At 73.0% G+C, this 18,093-nt stretch carries 13 protein-coding genes; 6 read left to right on the top strand and 7 right to left on the bottom strand.

Going from position 1 to position 18,093, the window contains the following annotated elements; translation table 11 throughout:
- Positions 1 to 5: 5 nt before the first annotated feature.
- Both ACZ501_RS33545 and ACZ501_RS33550 read left to right on the top strand, forming a co-directional pair.
- Positions 6 to 1,217, top strand: a complete 1,212-nt coding sequence (locus tag ACZ501_RS33545) for an acyltransferase family protein (RefSeq protein ID WP_361598245.1) — start codon at positions 6 to 8, stop codon at positions 1,215 to 1,217.
- Complete coding sequence (locus tag ACZ501_RS33550; protein ID WP_468800344.1) at positions 1,214 to 2,728, top strand: glycosyltransferase family 39 protein; 1,515 nt, start codon at positions 1,214 to 1,216, stop codon at positions 2,726 to 2,728. Before ACZ501_RS33545 ends, ACZ501_RS33550 begins: the two co-directional genes overlap by 4 nt.
- Positions 2,729 to 2,730: 2 nt before the next feature.
- Here the strand turns inward: ACZ501_RS33550 and ACZ501_RS33555 are convergent, their stop codons facing one another.
- Positions 2,731 to 4,275, bottom strand: a complete 1,545-nt coding sequence (locus ACZ501_RS33555; protein ID WP_468800346.1) for an LCP family protein — start codon at positions 4,273 to 4,275, stop codon at positions 2,731 to 2,733.
- 195 nt (positions 4,276 to 4,470) lie between these two features.
- Here ACZ501_RS33555 and ACZ501_RS33560 point away from each other — a divergent pair, with 195 nt between their 5' ends.
- The gene (locus ACZ501_RS33560; protein WP_468800348.1) at positions 4,471 to 5,514 is read left to right on the top strand and encodes a glycosyltransferase family 2 protein; all 1,044 of its coding nucleotides are present in this window, start codon (positions 4,471 to 4,473) and stop codon (positions 5,512 to 5,514) included.
- Between the two features lie 85 nt (positions 5,515 to 5,599).
- Here the strand turns inward: ACZ501_RS33560 and ACZ501_RS33565 are convergent, their stop codons facing one another.
- The 4 genes from ACZ501_RS33565 to ACZ501_RS33580 form a co-directional block, all read right to left on the bottom strand.
- Positions 5,600 to 7,162, bottom strand: a complete 1,563-nt coding sequence (locus ACZ501_RS33565) for an LCP family protein (protein ID WP_468800386.1) — start codon at positions 7,160 to 7,162, stop codon at positions 5,600 to 5,602.
- A 307-nt stretch (positions 7,163 to 7,469) separates the two neighbouring features.
- A complete protein-coding gene (locus tag ACZ501_RS33570) occupies positions 7,470 to 9,206 on the bottom strand; it encodes an LCP family protein (RefSeq protein WP_468800350.1) in 1,737 nt (578 codons plus the stop codon).
- Between the two features lie 222 nt (positions 9,207 to 9,428).
- Entirely contained in the window at positions 9,429 to 10,691 is a 1,263-nt protein-coding gene (locus ACZ501_RS33575; protein ID WP_361598230.1) for an LCP family protein, read from the bottom strand.
- A 179-nt stretch (positions 10,692 to 10,870) separates the two neighbouring features.
- Positions 10,871 to 11,614, bottom strand: coding sequence for a TIGR03089 family protein (locus ACZ501_RS33580; protein WP_361598227.1), 744 nt, complete (start codon positions 11,612 to 11,614; stop codon positions 10,871 to 10,873).
- Between the two features lie 140 nt (positions 11,615 to 11,754).
- On the opposite strand from ACZ501_RS33580, the gene ACZ501_RS33585 reads away from it, so the two are divergent.
- The 3 genes from ACZ501_RS33585 (at position 11,755) to ACZ501_RS33595 (ending at position 15,827) form a co-directional block, all read left to right on the top strand.
- Complete coding sequence (locus ACZ501_RS33585; RefSeq protein ID WP_468800352.1) at positions 11,755 to 13,227, top strand: peptidoglycan recognition protein family protein; 1,473 nt, start codon at positions 11,755 to 11,757, stop codon at positions 13,225 to 13,227.
- Between the two features lie 526 nt (positions 13,228 to 13,753).
- The gene (locus ACZ501_RS33590) at positions 13,754 to 14,377 is read left to right on the top strand and encodes a hypothetical protein (protein WP_468800354.1); all 624 of its coding nucleotides are present in this window, start codon (positions 13,754 to 13,756) and stop codon (positions 14,375 to 14,377) included.
- Between the two features lie 451 nt (positions 14,378 to 14,828).
- Positions 14,829 to 15,827, top strand: coding sequence for a DNA-3-methyladenine glycosylase family protein (locus ACZ501_RS33595; RefSeq protein WP_468800356.1), 999 nt, complete (start codon positions 14,829 to 14,831; stop codon positions 15,825 to 15,827).
- 11 nt (positions 15,828 to 15,838) lie between these two features.
- Here the strand turns inward: ACZ501_RS33595 and ACZ501_RS33600 are convergent, their stop codons facing one another.
- Positions 15,839 to 17,134, bottom strand: a complete 1,296-nt coding sequence (locus ACZ501_RS33600) for a coenzyme F420-0:L-glutamate ligase (protein ID WP_468800358.1) — start codon at positions 17,132 to 17,134, stop codon at positions 15,839 to 15,841.
- Positions 17,131 to 18,090 (bottom strand): 2-phospho-L-lactate transferase, encoded by a 960-nt coding sequence (cofD, locus tag ACZ501_RS33605; protein WP_468800360.1) that lies wholly within the window; start codon positions 18,088 to 18,090, stop codon positions 17,131 to 17,133. The genes ACZ501_RS33600 and cofD overlap by 4 nt, the downstream gene beginning before the upstream one ends.
- Positions 18,091 to 18,093 lie beyond the last annotated feature (3 nt).

The raw sequence follows: 18,093 nt of genomic DNA on the forward strand, positions 1-18,093 counted from the left end.
TCACGATGCCGAAGGTCATACCGTCCCAGCCGAGATCAGTAACGGTGCCGCCGCGCCCGGACACGACCGCGGCCCGCCGGCCGCGGCTCAGAGCACTGGACGGCATGCGGCTGGTGGCCGCGCTGATGGTGGTCGCCTTCCACTGGGTCGGCGTCAACCGCTACCCCGGGGTGTGGGGCGGGACCCCCCAGAAGCTGATGCCGGCGCTGCACGGGGTCAGTGCCTACGGGTTCCTGGGCGTCCAGCTGTTCTTCCTGATCAGCGGCTTCGTCATCTGCATGTCCTGCTGGGGCCGGACGCCCCGTCAGTACTTCACCTCGCGCGTGGTGCGCCTCTTCCCCGCGTACTGGGTCGCGATCCTGCTGACCGGTCTGGTGGTCAACTACGCCGCGACGGCCAGGCCGTCGCGCGCGCACCTGACGCTGACGGACTTCCTGTCCAACATGACGATGCTCCAGCAGCCGCTCGGCGTGGCCGAGGTGGACCCGGTCTACTGGACCCTCTGGGTCGAGCTGCGCTTCTACCTGCTCTTCGCCTTCGTGGTGGCCTTCGGGCTGACCTACCGTCGCGTGCTGACCTTCTGCGGGATCTGGATGATCCTGTCGGTCGTGGTCCGGGGCACGGACATGAAGATGGTGGAACTGTTCGTCATGCCCGAGTACGCGCCCTACTTCATCGCCGGTGTGATCATGTATCTGATCTACCGGTTCGGTGCGAACTGGCTGCTGCTGGCGTCGGTCGGGTTCTCCTTCCTGGTGGCCCAGCACCAGCTGCTGGGAACGGCCAACAGCTTCAAGTACGGCGTGATGCACTCGCTCAGCTGGCCGCTCATGGTGGTCTTCTGCCTGCTCGCCTACGGCGTCGTGCTGGCGGCGGCGATGGGCGCGTTCGACCGCGTCCAGTGGAAGTGGCTCACCACCGCCGGCGCGCTCACCTACCCCGTGTACCTGCTCCACCAAGAGATCGGCTTCGCCCTGATCCGCTGGGCCCGCGACCAGGGGATGGGCGTCTGGCCGGCCCTCCTGGCCGCGCTCGCCGCCATCCTCCTGCTCTCCTGGCTCGTCCACCGGTATGCCGAGCGGCCCCTGTCCGCCCTCATGCGGCGGATGCTGGACGCTCCCGGCCTGGCCCTGCCGAAGTCCGACCCACCCGTACGCAGCCGTGCCGTGATCACCGAGCGGTCTGCCGTCCCCGCAGAAGGCGCCGCCACCCGATGACCTCCGCACGCACGCTGCCCGTCTCCCCGGCCGATCCGTCCGGCCGCCGCGCCGGGACGGACGAGGGGGGCGGAACCTCCCGCCGGCTGCCGGTGCCCGACTGGCTGTGGGCCGCGCTGTTGGCGTTGGCCGTCAGTGGCTTCGGGATCGGTGGTGCCCAGCCCTGGCGGGACGAGCTGGCGAGCTGGAACGCCGCCACGCGCGGTACCGGCGAGCTGGTCGACATGCTGGGCCACGTCGACGCCGTCTCCGGCCTCTACTACCTGCTGCTGCACGGCTGGATCTCCGTCTTCGGGGACTCCACCGCCATGCTCCGGCTGCCGTCGGCGCTCGCCATGGCCGGCGCCGCCGCCTTCGCCGTGCTCACCGCCCGCACGCTCTTCGACCGCCGCACGGCCGTTTTCACCGGTCTGCTCTTCGCCTTCGTCCCCGCCGTCTCCCGATACGGCCAGGAGGCGCGCTCCTACGCCTTCGTCGTGCTGGCGGTCAGCGCGGCGACCTGGCTGCTGCTGCGGGCGCTGGAGCGGCCGGCCCCGCGGCGCTGGGCTCCGTACGCCCTCGCCGTGGCGGCGGCCGGGCTGTTCCACGTCGTGTCGCTGCTCTTCCTGCTGCCGCACGCCCTGATCGTGCTCCTGCGCTGGTGGCACGACCGGCGCGGGCGCACCGTCGTCGCCTTCGCGGTGACGGTGACGGCCGCCCTGCTCCCCGTCATCCCGCTGGTGCTGCTCGGGCAGCGGCAGGTGGGCCGCCAGATCGGCTGGATCAAGACCCCGCACCTGCGGAGCGTCGCCGACCTGTGGGGCAACCTCTTCGGCTCCCCGACCATCGGGCTCGCCCTCGCCGCGGTCGTGCTGCTCCCGCTCGCCTGGAGCCGCGGCCGGCGGCCCGCGGTGGAGCTCGTCCTGGCCGGGGCGGCCCCGATCGCGGCCGCCTGGGTGGTCTCGCAGGGCAGCACCTCGTACTTCATGGACCGCTACCTGCTCTTCACCCTCCCCGCCTGGGTGGTGCTGGCGGCCGCCGGGCTGGCCGCGCTGCGGCCGTACCGGGCCGGGGCGCTCGCCCTGGCCGCGCTGATCCTCCTGGGCCTGCCCGACCAGCGCCAGATGCGCACCGAATGGGCCCGGGTGGGCCTCGACGGCGAGGCCGCGGCCCGGGTCATCGCCGAGGGCTACCGGCCCGGCGACGGGTTCGTGCCCGTGCGCGGCGCGGACCGGGTGTACATGGTCGACTTCCAGGTGGAGTACTTCCTGCCGCACCGCGTCCGGCTGAGGGACGTCTTCGCCGAGCGCTCGGCGGTCGACGGCGACGACCTGTTCCCGAAGGAGTGCGAGCAGCCCGTGCGGTGCCTCGGCTCCACCCAGCGGGTGTGGGTGGTGACCTGGAGCGGGACGAAGAACCCGTACCACAAGCTCCCGAAGGACCAGGCCGAGGCGCTGGCGAGCCACTACCGGGTGGCCGAGAGCCGGTCGGTGCGCGGCCTGAGCGTCTCCCTGCTGGAGCGCGTCAAGTAGGTCTACGGCCCGCACACTACCTGGTCGCCGGTGACGGCCCGGCCCTCCCCGCCCTCGTACGGGTCCTCGGGCCGCACCGGCACCACCTTGCGGTACTCCGAGCCGGCCGTCACCAGCACCGTGCGGCCCTGCCCGGCGACCGCGCGCAGCTCGCTGCCGGGCAGCGCCGCCGCCACCGTGCGGGCGGAGCGGTCCCAGCGCGGGTCGTACGCGATGACCGTGCGCCGGACGTCGCGGCTGGCGGCGTTGCCCGGGGCGCCGGTGGTGTCGAAGCCGGTGGCGCGCAGGGCGGCGTCCACCCGGCCGCCGAGCCCGTCGATCCGGCTGCCGTTCTCCACCTGGATCCTGATCTGCTGCGGGGGCACGTCCACCGGCACGGCGGCGGCCCGCTCCTGCCCGGCCCCGTCCCGCCCGGCGCCGTCCTGCCCGGCCCCGCCCTGCCCGGCCCCGCCCTGCCCGGGCCGGGCCGGCGCGAGCGGGCGGTCCTGGCGCAGCGCGTCGAAGAGCAGGGCGGCCTTCGGCTCGTCCCACTTCACCGTCGAGCCGATCCCCTTGACGGGGTACGAGGGGTCCCCGACCGGGACGGAGGCGAACTCCGACGAGGAGGGCGTGAAGCCGCGCATGGCCCGGCCCAGCGCCAGCATCTGCTCCGAGCCGAAGTCCCGGTCGGCCCGTACCGACCCGAGCAGGGTGGAGCTGACCTCCTTGAACTTCACCGGGTTGAGCAGCACCCCGCCCCCGGTGGCCTGCTTGATCAGGGCGGCGACGAACCGCTGCTGGCGCTGCATGCGGCCCAGGTCGGAGGCTCCGTCGACATGGCGCGAGCGCACGTACTGCAGGGCCTGGCCGCCGCTCAGCCGGTGGCTGCCGGGCACCAGGTGCAGGCCGGTGTTCTGGTCGTGCAGGGCCTTGGCGGTGCAGATCTCCACGCCGCCCATCGCGTCGACGGTCCGCATGAAGCTCGTGAAGTCGACTTCCAGGTAGTGGTCGATCTTGACGCGGGTCATGTGCTCCACGGTGCGCACGGTCAGGTTCGGGCCGCCCTCGGCGTACGCCGCGTTGAGCTTCACGGGGTGGGGCCGGTGCGGCCTGCCGGTGACCGGGTCCCGGTGCGCGGGGAGTTCGGCGTAGCTGTCGCGGGGGAGGCTGACCACGCTGGCGCGTTCCCGGTCGGCGGACAGGTGCACCAGCATGATCGTGTCGGTGCAGTGGCAGGGCGCCCCGCCGAGCCGGTAGTCCCGCTTCTCCTCCGGGCTGATCTTCGCCCGCCCGTCGGTGCCGACCAGCAGGAGGTTCAGCCCGTGCCCGGCCTGCGGGCGGTTCTTCATGTCCTTGAAGGGGTCCACCCGTTCGATCCCGGTGTCCAGCCCGGTCATCACGGCGTGCCCCACCGCCCCGGCACCCAGCACCACGAGCGACAGCCCGGCCGCGATCCGCACGCCCCACCGGGGCCGGCCGTCCCGGTGCCGGGCCTCGCGACCGCCGGTCCGTGCGCGCTGCGGCTGGGAAGGCCTGGCGGGTCGGGTGGGGCGGTGCGGGTGGGGCACGGTGGACACCTCCGCGGGACAGCACGGGGACGGAGCAGGCGGTCCGCTCACGGCGCGGACCGGCCGGCCCATCGGGCAGATTCGTCAGAACAGTAGGCCCATACGATCAGCGGCTGTCCGTACCGCTCGTCCGCCGCGCACCCGTTTCCCCCGTACGCGGTAACGTGACACCGATACCCGACCGTGAAGGACGACATGCCCGCCCAGCAGCCCGCAGTCTCGGTGATCATGCCGGTGCTCAACGAGGAGCGCCACCTGCGTGACTCCGTCCGGCACATCCTCGGACAGGAGTACGCAGGCGAGATGGAGGTGGTGATCGCGCTCGGGCCGTCCACGGACCGCACCGACGAGATCGCCGCCGAACTCGTCCGGGAGACCGCTTCCGGCGGACGAGCCCGCGTACGCACCGTCCCGAACCCCACCGGACGGACCCCCGCCGCCCTCAACGCCGCGATCAGGGCCTCAAGCCACCCGATCGTCGTCCGCGTCGACGGCCACGGGATGCTCTCCCCGAACTACATCGCCACCGCCGTCCGCCTCCTGGAGGAGACCGGCGCGCAGAACGTCGGCGGCATCATGCACGCCGAGGGTGAGAACGCCTGGGAGGACGCCGTCGCCGCCGCGATGACTTCGAAGATCGGCGTCGGCAACGCGGCCTTCCACACCGGCGGCCAGGCCGGCCCGGCCGAGACCGTCTACCTCGGCGTTTTCCGCCGCGAGGCCCTCGAACAGCAGGGCGGGTACAACGAAGAGTTCATCCGCGCCCAGGACTGGGAGCTGAACTTCCGCATCCGCGAGGCGGGCGGGCTCATCTGGTTCTCGCCCGAGCTGAAGGTCCAGTACCGCCCGCGGCCCTCCGTCCGGGCCCTGGCCAAGCAGTACAAGGACTACGGCCGCTGGCGCCACGTGGTGGCCCGCTACCACGCCGGCTCCATCAACCTGCGCTACCTGGCCCCGCCGACCGCCGTCTGCGCGATCGCGGCCGGTGTCGTGGCGGGCGTGGCCGTCACCCCGTGGGCCTTCGCCGTCCCGGCGGGCTACCTCGCGGCGATCACCGCCGGCTCCGTCCCGGCGGGCAAGGGGCTCTCGTTGAAGGCGCGGGCGCAGATCCCCCTCGCCCTGGCCACCATGCACATGTCCTGGGGCTTCGGCTTCCTCACCAGCCCGCGCTCGCTGGCCCGCAAGGTCATCGCCAGCCGCCGCCCGCCGGTCCCCGGCCGGGACCGCTCTCAGGTCTGACGCCGCCCGGACCCCCGGGTACGGCGAAAGGGGTGACCCCGTCCTCCACGGACCGGGTCACCCCTTCGCGTTCATCCCGGCCGGCTCACCACCGGTACGGCTTGTAGACCTCCATGCACGCCCCGGTGTCCGAGCCGTTGAGGGCGTCGGCCGTGTCCGGTACGGAACCGGCCTCCGGCGGCGCCTGCTGCGGGTAGACCGCGCCGTCGCGCCAGTCGGCGCCGACGACCAGGGTGATCCGGGAGACGTCCGCCGACTGCTGCACCGCGGTGGCGGGGACGCCCATGGCCGCCGCCACGCTCTGCGCCTCGTCCGCGAGGTCGGGGGAGGGGTAGCGCACGACGGTGGTCTTCTCCGGGGTCAGCGCGCTGTCCGCCCTGGCCTGCGTGAAGCCCTTGGCCGCCAGCGCCTCCGCCACCGCGTTCGCCCGCCGGGGCGCCAGCGGCATCTTCTCGACGGCGGTGCCGTTGACCACGTTGACCTGGACCTTGTCGGGGGTGGTCACGGGCGCCTGCGACGGCGTCGGCTGCGCGGACTGGTCCGGCTGCGCGGGCTGCGAGGCCCCGGCGGCCGGCTGCGAGGCACCCGGGGCGGGCGCCGGGGCCGAGGCCGAGGGGCTCCCGGGGGCCGTCGGGGTGCCGTTCTTGTCGAAGGCCACATCCTTGCGGAGCATCGCCCACAGCTTGTCGGCGTCCGCCGGGTTCACGATGAGCCGGTCCCGGTCCGCGGGGTCCTGGAAGGTCGGCATCGTCGTCATCGTGATGCGGTTGGTGGGGACGTCCTTGAGCTGCATGGCCAGGTTGTAGAGCTTCTTGACCGAGCCGATCTCCTCGGAGACCTCCAGGGCCTTGGTGCCCGCCTCGGCCAGCGCCGTGAGCCGGCCGACGTCGGTGAACGCGTTCTGGCTCTTGAGCTCGCGCATCATCGAGTTCATGTACATGTGCTGGGCCTGCGCCCGGCCCAGGTCGCTGCTGAACGCGTGCCGGGTGCGCAGCCACTGGAGGGCCTGCTCGCCCTTGACGCGGGTCGTGCCCTTCTGGAGCTTGAGCCCGGAGCCGCCGCCGGAGGTGGCCAGGGGCCGGTCCCAGACGTTGTCCTTGACGCAGACCGGGACGCCGCCGACGGCGTCGGCCATCTGCACCACACCGGAGAAGTCGATCATCATCCAGTGGTCGATGTAGACGTTGGTCAGCTTCTCCCACGTCGCCAGCGTGCAACCGGGGCCGCCGCGGCCGAGCGACTCGTTGATCATCGCCCTGGTCTTCTTGAACTTCTCGCCGGTCTTCGGGTCCGTGCACTCGGGTATCTCGACCCGGGTGTCGCGCGGGACGCTCACCACGGAGGCGTTCTCCCGGTCGGCCGACACGTGCAGCAGCATCTGCACGTCCGCGAGCGGGGGGTTCCCCACGGTGTCGCGGCTGCCGCCGAGCTCGACGTTCTCCGGCTTGTTGCGGCTGTCGGAGCCGATCAGCAGGATGTTCAGCGGGCGTTGGCCCTTGGCGTTGGCGTGGGTCTTCTCCACGCCGCTCTCCCCGCTCAGGCGCTGCCCGCTGCGGATGTTGCCGTCGAGGTGACGGTAGTAGAGGTACCCGGCCGCGGACGTCCCCAGGATCAGGAACGCCATCACGGACGCCACCCAGAACAGCACCCGGCGGCGGCGCCGCCGGACCGGAAGCCCACCGCCGGGGGGCCGGGTCGTGCCCGAGCCCTCCCGTGGCGGGGGAACCGCGACGGCGGCCTTCCCGCCGCCGCCGGATATGCCGTCGGCGGCCTGGTCGGGCGCCCCCTCCCCCCGCACGCTGCTGTGCTTCACGCGTTCCCCCCTCAAGATCACTACTGGTCGGTGTGGTGCCGGGCCCGCCGGCTGCCGCCCGCCGGAAAGCGGTCGGCCGATGCGTGGTGTTGGTGCCGGTGCCGGTGCCGTAACAGCCGTCCGCGCCCCGGGAGCGGACCGCTCACTTCGCGCAGACCGCCTTGTCCGCCTCGACCCGCTGGAGCCCCTCGGGCGCCTGCTGCGCCGTCTCCGGCGTGCCGAGCGGTGCCCCGGGTTCCTTGAAGTCGGAGCCCAGCGTCAGCTTCATCGGCGTGCGCGGGCCCGCGTCCACGGACCCCATCTTCAGGGCGGCGCCGGACAACCCCATCATGTCCGCCAGCGCCCGCGCCTGGTCGGCCTGGTTGGGGGCGAACTCCAGCTGGGTGCTGCCCAGGCGCGCGGAGGCGTTGCCGTGGTTGCTGGCCTTGTACACGCCCTTGCTGTTCTGCAGCCAGGTCAGGGTGGTGGAGGCCGCCCCGGGGGGCCCGCCGCCGTTGTACACGTCCACCCGGACGTCCCCGGCGGGGGCCCGGTTGCCCTGGAGCAGCGCGTCCTGCCTGCTCTTGGCGTCGGCGTCGGCCGCTTCCTTGGCGGCCGCCTCCTTCTTCTCGACCTCGGTGAGCGAGACGTCCCCGCGGATCATCTGCAGGAGCGGCTCGGCCTGCCCGGAGTTGAGGACGACGGTCGCCTTCCGGTTCGACGGCTCGTTCGGGTTGTCGACCACCGGGAGCGTCGTGAAGGTGATGTTCTTGAGGTTCATCTCCTTCAGCTCACCGGCGAGATCGGTGAGCTTGCCGATGGACCCCAGCCCCTGGTCCACCGTCAGCGACTTGGTGGCCGCCTCCGCCAGCGAGAAGAACTTCTTCGGACTGGTCAGCGTCTCCTTGGACTTCATCTCCCGCATCATCGAACTCAGGAACTGCTGCTGGGTCTTGATCCGGTCCAGGTCGCTCTCGTTGCCGAAGGCGTGCCGCGTGCGCACGAAGGCCAGCGCCTGCTCGCCCTGCAGCCGGTGCTCGCCCGCCTTCAGGTCCAGTTTCGAGTCGCGGTCGCTGACGTCCTTCGCCACGCAGACGGGCACCCCGCCCACCGCCGTGCTCAGGTTCTTCACCGCGTTGAAGTCGACCATCATGAAGTTGTCGACCTCGATGCCGGTGAGCTGCCTGACCGTGCGCATCGTGCAGCCCGGGTCGCGCCCTTCCTGGCCCAGGCTGTTGTTGAAGCGGGTGCCCTTGGTGGCGGCGATCTCCTTCACCGAACCGTCCGGCTGCTTCGTCGGGCAGGCGGGGATGTCGGTGATCAGGTCGCGCGGGATGGACAGCGCGGTCGCGTTGGTGCGGTCCCTGGAGACGTGGAAGAGGATCGTGGTGTCGGCGTGGCCGACGCTCTCCGCGTCGCCGTACCCCTCGTTGCCCTTGCCGCTGCGCTTGTCGGTGCCGATGACCAGGATGTTGATCGGCTGGTCCTTCTTGAAGCTGCCGCCCGCGCCGCCGGTGTCGATGACCTTGAGGTTGCCGTTCAGGTGCTCGTAGTAGAGGTACGAGCCGAGCCCGCCTCCGACCAGCAGCAGTGCCAGGGTCGCGCCCGTCGCCACCACGACCCGGCGGCGCCGGGTCGGGCCCCCGCCCTTGCGCGGGCGGCCGGAGCGCCGCCCGCCGGGCGGGCCGTCGCCCCGGCGGGGCTTGGGGACGGCGGGGGACGGAGCGGTCGGCGCGGAGGGGTCGGCGGCGGCTCTGCGGGATCTGCGGGGCGAGGCGACGGTGTGCTGCTGCGCAGCGGAATGCCCCAGTCGCAGTTCGTAGTTGCCAGTGCGGGGATTGAGGACCCACTGGTCTGCGGGGTCGATCTCGTCCGCCCGCCCACGGCTTTGCGCATCCACGGTTGCTCGAATCCTCCGTCGGTGCTTCGCGACGCGCCTCCCCCCAGGCACGCGGTCAACGATCCGGCTGCTGGTGCAGGGCCTCTTCATGGCCGGTGCACCGGATCGCTCACCTTATCCGCCCAGGTCAGCACCAAACCATGCCGGTGACAAAATCCACTCCCTACATAACGGGCCAAAGCGCCCATCCGGCTCGGTTGTGCCTCCGGCTTTTGGATTGCTTTACCGGCAGTCCGCCGTAGCCGCCGTCGTTCCGGTGAACGTGGGGACCGGCGTGGGCGTCACGGGGCTTCCGCTTTCCCTCGCCCACGGCCCACCCGAACCCGTCCCGGCCCCCGTGCCCGTCCCGGATCCGGCGCCCTCCCGACCAGCCCCCGCGGACCGCGGACGCGGCTCCGGATCGGGCAGCGGATCGGGCTCCGGCGGGGTGATCGTCAGCGGCCGGTCCATCCGCAGCTGCAGGAACAGCCGGGCCGCGTCGGGCTCCACGAGCTCGTCCCGGTTCGGGTCGGCGGCGTACGGGCGGCGCGGCACGGTCAGGAAGTTGACCTGCGCGGTCGGTATGTCCCGTACGCCCCGTACGAGTTCGTACAACCCGCGCAGCGAAGCCAGCCCCGGGTCGGTGGTCACCGAGGACGTGGCCGCGTCCAGCAGCGGGTACAGCCGTCGGGGGTTCAGCAGCACCCCGTTGCTGCTCACCTTCTCCCAGAGCGAGCCGAGGAACTGCTGCTGGCGCTCCATCCGTTCGGTGTCACTGCCGTTGCCCAGGCCGTAGCGGGCGCGGACGAAACCGAGCGCCTGCTCGCCCCGCAGCAGCTGGCGGCCCGCCGGGAGCCTGACCTTCGCCTCCCCGTCCACCACCGGCCGCCTGAGGCAGACCTCCACCCCGCCGACCGCGTCGACCATCTTCTTGAAGCCGCCGAAGTCCAGCACCATGTGGTGGTCGATCCGGATCCCCGTGAGCCGCTCGACCGTACGGATCGTGCAGGCGGCCCCGCCCCACTGGAAGGCCCAGTTGAACTGCGCCTTCTGCTCGCCGGTACGGGAGCCGTCCGGCTTCAGGCAGCTAGGGACCTGCGTCATCAGGTCCCGCGGTATCGACACGGCCGTGGCGCTCCTGCGGTCCGCCGGCAGGTGCAGCAGGATCGCGGTGTCCGAGTGCTGGGTGCCCGCGTCCTTCCCGTAGCGCGAGTTCGCCGAGCCCGACCGGGTGTCCGAACCGATGACGAGGATGTTCTGCGCACCGGTCGCCAGGTTCGCCGGCCGCTCGCGCTCGTAACGCCGCAGCTCGGCCTCGGCGGAGGTGTCCTCCGTGATGTTCCCGTCGAGCTTGGCGTACAGCCACCAGCCCGCCGCCGTCCCCGCCAGGACCAGCAGTACGGCCCCCAGTCCGATCCAGCGCAGCAGCCGTCGCCGGCGGCTGCGCGGAGGCTTCCCACTGCCTCCGGCCGCCCCGGCGCCCTGCGTGTCCACGCTGTCCGTCACTGGCGTTCAGTCCCCTCGCCCTGCCGGCCACCAGCCGTACGGGTGAGCACGGCCTGGAGCCGATCCTGCCCCCGGGTGACGTCCCGGGCCCGGGGGCGGGGGCCCGGCAAGGGCCATGCGGGTGACATTTCGGACGGAGACGGGGTCGGAGCGGACCCCGGGGGGCGGGAGCCGCGCCGTCAGGCCCGGTGGGTGACGCGCTCGCTCTCCACGCGCTGCTCCAGCCCCTCCGGCGACAGCCGGTCCAGGTGGCGGCACAGCACCACGGAGCCGCCCGAGGCCAGCGCCCCGTACAGACCGGCCGACAGCCCCTCCCAGGTGTCGTAGCCGAGGCCCGACAGCACCCGGGCGCCTTCGCCGCGCCCCGCCGCGTCCTCGCGCGCCCGCTCGACCACGGCCGCGTACGACAGCTCCTCGCCGCCGACCACCAGGCCCGGACCGTCGGGGTCGACGGGGGCGAAGGGGGCGAACCGGTCCCCCTGCCCCGGCACCTCCACCGCGTAGTCCGCGAACCCGGCCGGCGGCTGCGGGAACCGCCCGCCCAGGGGCCGCAGCGCGAGGGCGATGCGCTCACCGGAGCAGGCACGGGCCTCCTCCAGCGTGTCGGGCCCGCTCACCACCAGGTCGGCACCGGCGGGATCCCCGCCCACCTCGGCCACCACCCCGACGGAGGCGCAGGCGAGCAGCCACACGGCGCTCTGCCAGTGCGCGGGGAGCAGCAGCGCGAGCCGGTCACCCGGTTCGGCGCCCAGGTCGCCCTGGAGCAGGTTCGCGGTCTTGGCCACCCAATTGGCGAAGGTGGCGACGGACAATTCGACGCGCTCGCCCGTGGCGTCGTCGTAGAAGGTGACGAGGGGGCGGCCCGGATCGGCGGCGAGCGCGGATCGCAGCAGGTCGGCAGGGGTGCGGTCAGTGGCGTTCACCCGGCCCAGCGTACGCGGGCCCGTCCCCCGTACGGGGGGCGGCGGCTCGCCCGTCCAGGGGAGTGCCGCGCGGCGCGTCGTCGGACGGGTCGTCAGTTCTCCGATGGCGCTTCGTGGTGGCTGTGTTCAGCATCGCTTCCATGCGCGGATTCATTGCTTCCTCCATCGGCGTCGCGACGGCGGCCGCACTGGCCCTGCCGCTCGCGCTTCCCACTCCTGCCCTGGCCGAGTCGATCCCGGCGGTCCCCGCCGGCTCCACCCAGTCGCTGCCGCTCGTGCCGCTGGCGCCCTCCGGTGCGCGGATCCCGGGCGTGCCCGGTATGAGCGCCTCGCCGGACCTGGCCGAGGCCCGGGGCCTGGCGGCGCGCGAGGTCAAGACGTTCTCGCTGGTCGGCGTCGTCTGGGACGACGTGAGTACGCCGCTCGTCGGGCGGGTCCAGGTCCGTACCCGGGCGCTCGGCACGCGGGACTGGTCCGGCTGGCAGGACGTCGAGACCCACAACGGCGAACACGCCGCCGACCCCGGCGCGGCGGAGCGCACGGGACGCGTGCGCGGCAGCACCGCCCCGCTGTGGGTCGGGGCCTCCGACGCGGTCGAGGTCCGGGTCCAGGCCGAGAGCACCGGCACCAGGGCCGCGTCGCGGCTGCCGTCGGGCATGCGGATCGAACTCGTCGACCCGGGGGCCGAGCAGCCGGTTGCGGTGCTCGACGGCAAGAACGGCGCGGCCGGCGACCGCGCGGTGCCCCGCCGGGCGGGGCAGGGAGCGGAACCCGGGGGTGAGCCGGGGGGTGAGCCGGGGGCGGAACCCGTGGCCGGGCACGAGGACGACGACAAGGGTGACGCGGTGGCGCTGCCCGCGATGACCATGGAGACCTCGGAGTCGTCCTCCGCCAACCTCCCGCACGCCCCCCTCGGCGCTCTGGAAATCCCCGCGCTGAACAGGGCGGACTCCACCGCCGACGCGGCCTTCGCCGCCGAGAGCGCCATCGAAGCGGCCGCCCGGCCGTACATCGGGCCGCGCCCGAAGATCGTCACCCGGCGCGGCTGGGGCGCGGACGAGTCCCTGCGCGAACCCGGCTTCGTCTACACGAGCACGGTCAAGGCGGCCTTCGTCCACCACACCGCCTCCGGCAACAAGTACGCCTGCAAGGACGCCCCGGCGGTGCTGCGCAGCCTGTACCGGTACCACGTGGTGAGCAGCGGCTGGCGGGACATCGGCTACAACTTCGCCGTCGACAAGTGCGGGACGGTGTACGAGGGCCGGGCCGGCGGGGTCGCCAAGCCGGTGCTGGGCGCGCACACCATGGGGTTCAACACGGACAGCATGGGCATCGCGGTGATCGGCACCTACACCTCCGCCAACCCGCCGGCCGCGGCGGTGAACGCGGTGGCCCGCCTGACGGCCTGGAAGCTCGGACTGTTCGGGGCGAACCCGCGGGGGAAGACGACGCTCAAGTCGGCCGGGGGCAACCGCTTCCCGAAGGGCCGCAACGTGAGGCTGAACGTCATCTCGGGCCACCGCGACGGCTTCGCCACGGAATGCCCGGGCCGCCGCCTCTACAACCAGCTCCCGCCGGCCCGCACAACCTCGGCGAAGTTGCAGGGGCGGTAGGGGGGTGGGGGGAGCGGTATGCCCCTGGGCGGCCTCAGGGAGGGTTCGGGGGTTTCCCGGCAGTCCCATCGTCGTTCCGTGTCGGGCCGGCCTGTCAAGGGCGCTCCTTCGTCGCGTCACTGCGTGATCGCCTTCGGCGACCCTTGACAGCCCGTCCCGCCCCGGAAAGCCGAAAGACTGCCGGGAACCCCCCAAAAGAACGGTCACGGGGCAGGAGAGGCAGGAGCGGGTCTCTCAGGGACGAGGCGAGGGGTTGGGGGCCCATGACCCCCACCGAACAGCGAGCAGGGCAGCGCGGGAAGCGCCCAGGCGCGACAGATCGCTACGTGCTCCTCTTGGTTCGGCGACCGACGGCCGTCTGGGGCCGATACCTGCACCAGACGTTGATCAGGGGACCATCGGGCAGCGGTAGGCGCGGCAACGCACAGGCATGCGCTTCGGTTTCCTCCCGCCAGTGGCGGGCGCGGTGACAGGCGTAAAATGAGAGGCCTCGGGGGCCGACTGCCTCCTGAAGGGGAACGCGCTCATGCCCCGGAACACCATCCGCTCCATCGCCGCGTTCGCGGCGCCTGTTCTGTCGTTCCTCGCGGTTTCGCCGAGCTTCGCCGCGTCACCGCCGAGCACGCCCCACCGCGCGGTCTCGGCAGCGCCCGAGCCGTGCCACCTCCTGGGACTCGGTCCTGGCGACGCCTATCACCGGGGTTGTCGGCAGGGCTACTTCCAGGGCTACAACGCGGGCGTGAAGAACGGCAGTCCTCCGATCTGCCAGAAGCTGCCGCCGCCCCTGTCGCCGGTGAACCCGAACGACTTCGAGCGCGGCAAGGCCCAGGGTTACCGCAACGGTTACGACGCGGGGTTCGACAAGGCCTTCGCGGCCAAATGCAACAAGCCGCCGGAGCAGCCCAAGAAGCCGGACGCGCCGCCCCCACAGCAGCAGACCCCCGACAGCATGTTCGCCGCAGGCAAGACGGCCGGCGAGCAATGGGGCAGGACGGATGCCAAGCAGTGCACGCCTCCGACGCGCGAGCACTCGGACCTCGTACCGCCCAGCAAGCCCGACACCCTGATCCTCGCCTACCAGAACGGCTACCGTCTCGGCTACCAGACCGCCTATGACGAGGCCTTCCGCGACAACTGCCTCAAGTCCTGACCCCGAGCCGTACGGGTAGTGATCACGTGGCCGGACGGTCCTCTGATCAACGTCTGGTGCAGGTATCAGCACCAGACGGCCGCCGGGCGCCAAGACGTGAGAAGCGCTTAGCGATCTGTCGCGCCTGGGCGCTTGCCGCGCTGCTCTGGTCGCTGTTCGGTGGGGGTTGTGGCCCCCAACCCCTCGCCTCGTCCCTGAGGGACCCGCTCCTCGGACGTGTCCCTGGTGACCGTTCTTTTGGGGGGTTCCCGGCAGTCTTTCGGCTTTCCGGGGCGGGCTGGTCGGTCAAGGGTCGCCGAAGGCGATCGCGAAGCGACCCGACGAAGGAGCGCCCTTGAGGGACCGGCCCGACACGGAACGACGATGGGACTGACGCGAAACCCCCGAACCCTCCCTGAGGCCGCCCAGGGGCATACCGCCCCCCGCCCCCCGGCCGGGATACGCTCAAGGCATGGCCGGCCGCTTCACCCCCCTCACCCGTACCACCGTCCGCGGCGGCCACACCGCTGTGCCTGCGGGCCGGTCCCGTCCCGCAGGGGCGGGCGCCGCCGTGCGGGGCTGGCGGGCCGGGGGGCCGGTGGACCTCGGGCTCGTCCTCGGCCCGCTCCGCCGCGGCCCGGGCGACCCCGCGTTCCGCACCACTCCCGACGGCTCCGTCTGGCGCGCCACCCGCACCCCCGAGGGACCGGCCACGCTCCGGGTCACCGCCACCCCCGAGGGGGCGGACGCCGAGGCGTGGGGCCCCGGCCGGGACTGGGTGCTCGACGGGCTCCCCGCGCTGCTCGGCGCCGACGACGACCCCAGCTCCTTCGTCCCCCGGCACCGCCTCGTGCACGCCAGCCACCGCCGCCGCCCCGGCCTGCGCCTGACCCGCACCGGGCTGGTCCTGGAGTCGCTGATCCCGACCGTCCTGGAGCAGAAGGTCACCGCCGACGAGGCCTACCGCGCCTGGCGGCGCCTGCTCCGCCGGCACGGGGAGCCCGCACCCGGGCCGATGGGGCGGGAGCTGTACGTGATGCCCGCCGCCCGGGACTGGGCGCTGATCCCCTCCTGGGACTGGCACCGCGCCGGGGTGGACATGAAGCGCTCGGCCACCATCGTCCGGGCCGCCCGGGTGGCCCACCGCCTGGAGGAGGCTGCCGCCATGGAGCTCGGGCCGGCCGCCGCCCGGCTTGAGGCCGTTCCCGGCATCGGCCCGTGGACCTCCGCCGAGACCCTCCAGCGCAGCAACGGCGCGCCCGACGCCGTCACCACCGGCGACCTGCACCTCCCCGGCATCATCGGCTTCGCCCTGGCGGACGAGCGCGACGCCGACGACGCCCGGATGCTGGAGCTGCTGGCCCCGTACGAGGGCCAGCGCCACCGCGCGGCCCGCCTCGTGCTGCTGGCGGGCCGCACTCCGCCCCGCCGGGTGCCCCGGATGCCGCGCACCGACATCGGTCGCCTCTAGCCGGGCCGGGGTCAGCGGACCTCGATGAAGTCCTCCGCCGGCCGGGCCGCCCGTTCGGCGGCGGGCGCCGCCGGGTGGCCCACCGCGACCGCCCCCATCGGGTCCCAGTCGTCCGGCAGTGCGAGCACCTTGCGCACGACGTCCCGGCAGAACATCGTCGAGGACACCCATGCCGACCCGAGCCGTTCCCCGGCCAGTGCGACCAGGAGGTTCTGCACGCCGGCGCCCATGGCGACGACGAACATCTCCCGTTCGGCCGCGTCCCGCCGGGCGTGGCCGTAGTCGTGGGCCCCGTCGGTGACCAGGCAGGGCACGACCAGGTACGGCGCGTTGCGCAGCACGTCCCCGCGCCTGATCCGCCGGGCGATGGACTCCTCGGACTTGCCGTCGCGCCGCAGGTCGGCGATCCACGCGTCCCGCATCGCGTCGAGCAGTTCCAGCCGTGCGGCGGCCGACTCCAGCAGGACGAACCGCCAGGGCGTCGTGTGGTGCGGGGCGGGGGCGGTCACCGCGGCCGCCACGGCGCGGCGTACCGCGCCCGGGTCGACGGGCTCGTCGGTGAAGGCGCGTACGGTGCGGCGCTGCGTGACGGCTTCCCGTACGGCTTCGGAGGTGCCCAGGCGGAACATGTCGTCGGCGGGGGAGCGGACGAGGTCGGCTGCCGAGGAGCCTTCTCCGAGTACGTGGGGCAGGCCCCGTACGAGGGCCACCGGCAGCCCGGCGGCCTTGCCCTTGACGAGGTCGCCGGCCGCGGCCAGCTCGTCGGCGGTCGCCACTATCGTCGCGCTCAGCGGGTTGCCGTGGGTGTCCGTGCCGCCGCGCAGGTCGTCCAGGACGCGTACGCCGGCCGAGCCGATGGCGATGTCGGTGAGCCCGGTGCGCCAGGGCCGGCCGGAGGTGTCGGTGACGATGACGCCGACGTCGGCCGAGAGCGCGGCCCGCAGCCCGGACCGGAGGGCGGCCGCCGAGGCGTCGGGGTCCTCGGGCAGCAGCAGCACGGTGCCGGGTTCGGTGTTGGAGGCGTCGACGCCGGCCGCGGCCATGACCAGGCCCTGCCGGTTCTCGACGATCCGCAGCGGCCCCCGGCGGGCGACGACGCGTACGGTCTCGGCGTCGATGGCCTCCTCGCGGGATTCGGCCCGTACGATCCGCCCCTCGGCCTTCGAGACGATCTTCGAGGTGACCAGCAGGACGTCCCCGTCGCGCAGGCCGGGCTCGGCGTCCGCGATGAGGCGGGCCAGGTCGTCGCCGGGCCGCACCTCCGGGATGCCGGGGACGGCCCGCACCTCGTAGGAGGGGACGTTCACCCGGCGGCCTCCGCGAGTTCCAGGGCCGCGCGGGCCATGGCGGCGGTCGCGGCGGTGTCGGTCATCATCAGCGGCACGGCCCGGCAGGGGATGCCGGCGGCTTCGACCTCGGCGACGGCCGCGGCGTCGGAGGTGTCCACGAGCCAGCCGTCGAGGAGGCCGGAGCCGTAGTGGGCGGCGACGGCGGCGGCCGTCGACTCGACGCCGACCGCCGCGAGCACCTTGTCGGCCATGCCGCGCACGGGCGCTCCGCCGACGATGGGGGAGAGGCCGACGACGGGCGCCGGGGCGGCGGCCAGCGCCTCGCGGATGCCGGGCACCGCGAGGATGGTGCCGATGGAGACGACGGGGTTGGACGGCGGGAAGAGGATGACGTCGGCGGCGGCGATGGCCTCGAGCACGCCGGGGGCGGGCTTGGCCTGCTCGGCGCCGACGGGTACGACGGCTTCGGCGTCGAGGGACGCGCGCAGCTTGACCCAGTACTCCTGGAAGTGGACGACCCGGCGTTCGCCGGTCGCGGGGTCGGTGACGGCGACGTGGGTCTCGACCCGGTCGTCGGACATGGGCAGCAGCCGGACGCCGGGCTGCCAGCGGTCGCAGAGGGCTTCGGTGACGGCGCTGAGCGGGTAGCCCGCGCCGATCATCTGCGTACGGACGATGTGGGTGGCGAAGTCGCGGTCGCCGAGGCCGAACCAGGAGGGTCCGACCCCGTACGCCGCGAGTTCTTCCTTGACGGTGAAGGACTCGTCGGTGCGGCCCCAGCCCTGGTCCTCGTTGATGCCACCGCCGAGGGTGTACATCACGGTGTCCAGGTCGGGGCACACCTTCAGCCCGAACAGGTGGATGTCGTCACCGGTGTTGCCGATGACCGTGATGTCCGCGTCGGGGACCGCCGACTTCAGTCCGCGGAGGAAACGGGCGCCGCCGATGCCGCCGGCCAGAACAACAATGCGCATGCA

The sequence above is a fragment of the Streptomyces sp. NPDC034085 genome (assembly GCF_055575555.1).

Bases quoted from the DNA above. Each gene is read 5' to 3' on its own strand.
- ACZ501_RS33545 (WP_361598245.1), top strand. From the start codon at position 6: ATGCCGAAGGTCATACCGTCCCAGCCGAGATCAGTAACGGTGCCGCCG.
- ACZ501_RS33550 (WP_468800344.1), top strand. From the start codon at position 1,214: ATGACCTCCGCACGCACGCTGCCCGTCTCCCCGGCCGATCCGTCCGGC.
- ACZ501_RS33560 (WP_468800348.1), top strand. From the start codon at position 4,471: ATGCCCGCCCAGCAGCCCGCAGTCTCGGTGATCATGCCGGTGCTCAAC.
- ACZ501_RS33585 (WP_468800352.1), top strand. From the start codon at position 11,755: ATGCGCGGATTCATTGCTTCCTCCATCGGCGTCGCGACGGCGGCCGCA.
- ACZ501_RS33590 (WP_468800354.1), top strand. From the start codon at position 13,754: ATGCCCCGGAACACCATCCGCTCCATCGCCGCGTTCGCGGCGCCTGTT.
- ACZ501_RS33595 (WP_468800356.1), top strand. From the start codon at position 14,829: ATGGCCGGCCGCTTCACCCCCCTCACCCGTACCACCGTCCGCGGCGGC.
- cofD (WP_468800360.1), bottom strand. From the start codon at position 18,090: ATGCGCATTGTTGTTCTGGCCGGCGGCATCGGCGGCGCCCGTTTCCTC.